Here is a 2,857-nt window from a genome sequence, read left to right as displayed (position 1 = left end):
GACAGCGTGCTGGGCACCGCCGTTGCGGATGACAGCGGCCATTGGAGCTACACCCCGGTCTCAGACCTCGGCGAAGGAAGCCACAGCTTTACCGCTACTGCCACCGATGCCGCTGGCAATACCTCGGGGCCGAGCGACGCCTTTGAGCTGATCGTCGACACCACCAGCCCCGGTGGAGCTGATGGAACGGACGCCCCGACTCTGACGATTGCCGAGGCCGCAGATGGCGCCATCAATGCCAGTGAGCTGGCCGATGGAGTAGAGACCCGCGTCGAGCTGACGGACGGCACTCAAGCCGGAGACACCATTACGCTGCGTATCACCGATGCCGATAACGTGACCTCCGAGGTTTCCTATATGGTCACAGCGGACGACGTCGCCAACGACAGCGCCCCGGTGGTGATCCCGAGCGATGCACTGACAGACGGCAGCTACAGCGTTACGGCGGCGATTTCTGATGCCGCGGGCAATAGCTCTGCGGTGTCTCCTGAAGTCGAATTCCGCGTGGACACTGCCGCGCCTGAGGCACCGAGCATCACGACCGCCTCGGACGACGTGGGCGATGTGACCGATCCGCTTGCCAGCGGCGATAGCACCGACGACACCACCCCGACGCTGTCCGGCACCGCCGAGGCGGACAGCACGGTGACCATTCTCGATGGTGACACCGTGCTGGGTAGTGTCGAGGTGGACGGCAGCGGCGACTGGACTTTCACCCCGACGGGCCCGTTGGCCGAAGGTGACTACCGCTTTACCGCTACTGCCACTGATGCTGCCGGTAATACTTCCGATCCGAGTACGGCCTTTGAGCTGAGCGTCGATACCACCAGCCCAGGTGGTGACGACGGCACAGACGCCCCGACCCTGGCGATTGCCGAGGCCGCAGACGACGACACCGTCAACGCCGATGAGCTTTCCGATGGCGTTGAGGCCAGCGTCGGCCTGACGGACGGCACCCAGGCCGGTGACACCATTACGCTGCGTATCACCGATGCCAATGACGTGACCACCGAGGTCCCCTACACCGTAACGGCGGACGATGTCACAGACGGTAGCGCGACGGTGGTGATTCCGAGCGATGCGCTGGAAGATGGCAGCTACAGCGTCGAGGCGGTGATCACCGACGCCGCAGACAATGGCTCTGCGGCGTCTCCCAGTGTCGACTTCGGCGTGGACGCCGCCGCGCCTGAGGCGCCGACCATTGGCCAGGTTCAGGACGATGCGGGTGACATCTCCGGTGCGCTGACCAGCGGTGACAGCACCGACGACACCACCCCGACGCTGTCCGGCACCGCCGAGGCGGGCAGCACGGTGACCATCCTCGACGGTGGCACCGTACTGGACAGTGTCGAAGCCGACGGCAGTGGCAACTGGAGCTTTACGCCGACGGACCCACTGGGCGAAGGCAGCCATAGCCTGACGGTCACCGCGACCGATCCCGCCGGCAACACCTCGGAGCCGAGCGCCGCCTTCGAGTTGAACGTGGATATCAGCGCGCCAGATGCGCCTGACATCAACCCTACTGACGGCTCCGTGATCAGCGGGACCGCCGAGCCCGGGAGCACGATTGAGCTCGACGTCGATGGTGACGGCACCTCGGATCTGACGACCACCGCGGACGAGACGACCGGTGACTGGTCGGTGGCACCGGATTCTCCGTTGGCAGACGACACCGTGATCACGGTGACCGCGACGGATCCGGCAGGCAATACCAGCCCACAGGCAACGACCACGGTGGACACCTCACTGAATGACACCCAGCCGCCGGTTGCACCGACCATTGCAGAGGTCGTGGACGATGAAGGTGATGTGACCGGGGCGCTTGCCAACGGTGACAGCACCGACGACACCACCCCGGCGCTGTCTGGCACCGCCGAGGCGGGCAGCACGGTGACCATCCTCGATGGTGACACCGTACTGGGTACCGCTGTGGCGGATGACAGCGGCCATTGGAGCTACACCCCGGTCTCAGACCTCGGCGAGGGTAGCCACAGCCTCACCGCTACCGCCACCGATGACGCTGACAATACCTCGGAGCCGAGCGACGCCTTTGAACTGATCGTCGACACCACCAGCCCCGGTGGTACTGATGGAATGGACGCCCCGACCCTGGCGATTGCCGAGGCCGCGGATGGCTTCGTGAATGTCGACGAACTGGCCGATGGCGTACAGGCCGAGGTTGGCCTGACCCCCGGCACCGAGGTCGGTGACACCATTACGCTGCGTATCACCGATGCCGATAACGTGACCACTGAGGCCCCCTACACCGTGACGGCGGACGATATCGCCAACGACAGCGCCCCGGTGGTGATCCCGAGCGATGCACTGACAGACGGCAGCTACAGCGTTACGGCGGCGATTTCTGATGCCGCGGGCAATAGCTCCGCGGTGTCTCCTGAAGTCGAATTCCGCGTGGACACTGCCGCGCCTGAGGTGCCGAGTATCACGACCGCCTCGGACGACGTGGGCGAGGTGACCGATCCGCTTGCCAGCGGCGATAGCACCGACGACACCACCCCGACGCTGTCCGGCACCGCCGAGGCGGACAGCATGGTGACCATCCTCGGTGGTGACACCGTGCTGGGTAGTGTCGAAGCCGACAGCAGTGGCGACTGGACTTTCACCCCGACGGTGCCGTTGGCCGACGGTGATTACAGCTTTACCGCAACTGCCACTGATGCTGCCGGTAATACTTCCGATCCGAGTACGGCCTTTGAGCTGAGCGTCGATACCACCAGCCCAGGTGGTGACGACGGCACAGACGCCCCGACCCTGGCGATTGCCGAGGCCGCAGACGACGACACCGTCAACGCCGATGAGCTTTCCGATGGCGTTGAGGCCAGCGTCGGCCTGACGG

General features: G+C 65.0%; 1 protein-coding gene. It reads left to right on the top strand.

Going from position 1 to position 2,857, the window contains the following annotated elements:
• The coding region (locus RM463_RS17360; protein WP_311430766.1) for an Ig-like domain-containing protein at positions 1-2,857 on the top strand (2,857 nt) is incomplete at both ends.

The sequence above is a fragment of the Halomonas sp. LES1 genome, assembly GCF_031846005.1.
Taxonomy (GTDB): Bacteria; Pseudomonadota; Gammaproteobacteria; order Pseudomonadales; family Halomonadaceae; genus Halomonas.
The sequence above is the reverse complement of the archived record's forward strand: the minus strand, read 5'-3'. Positions and strand labels throughout refer to the sequence as shown.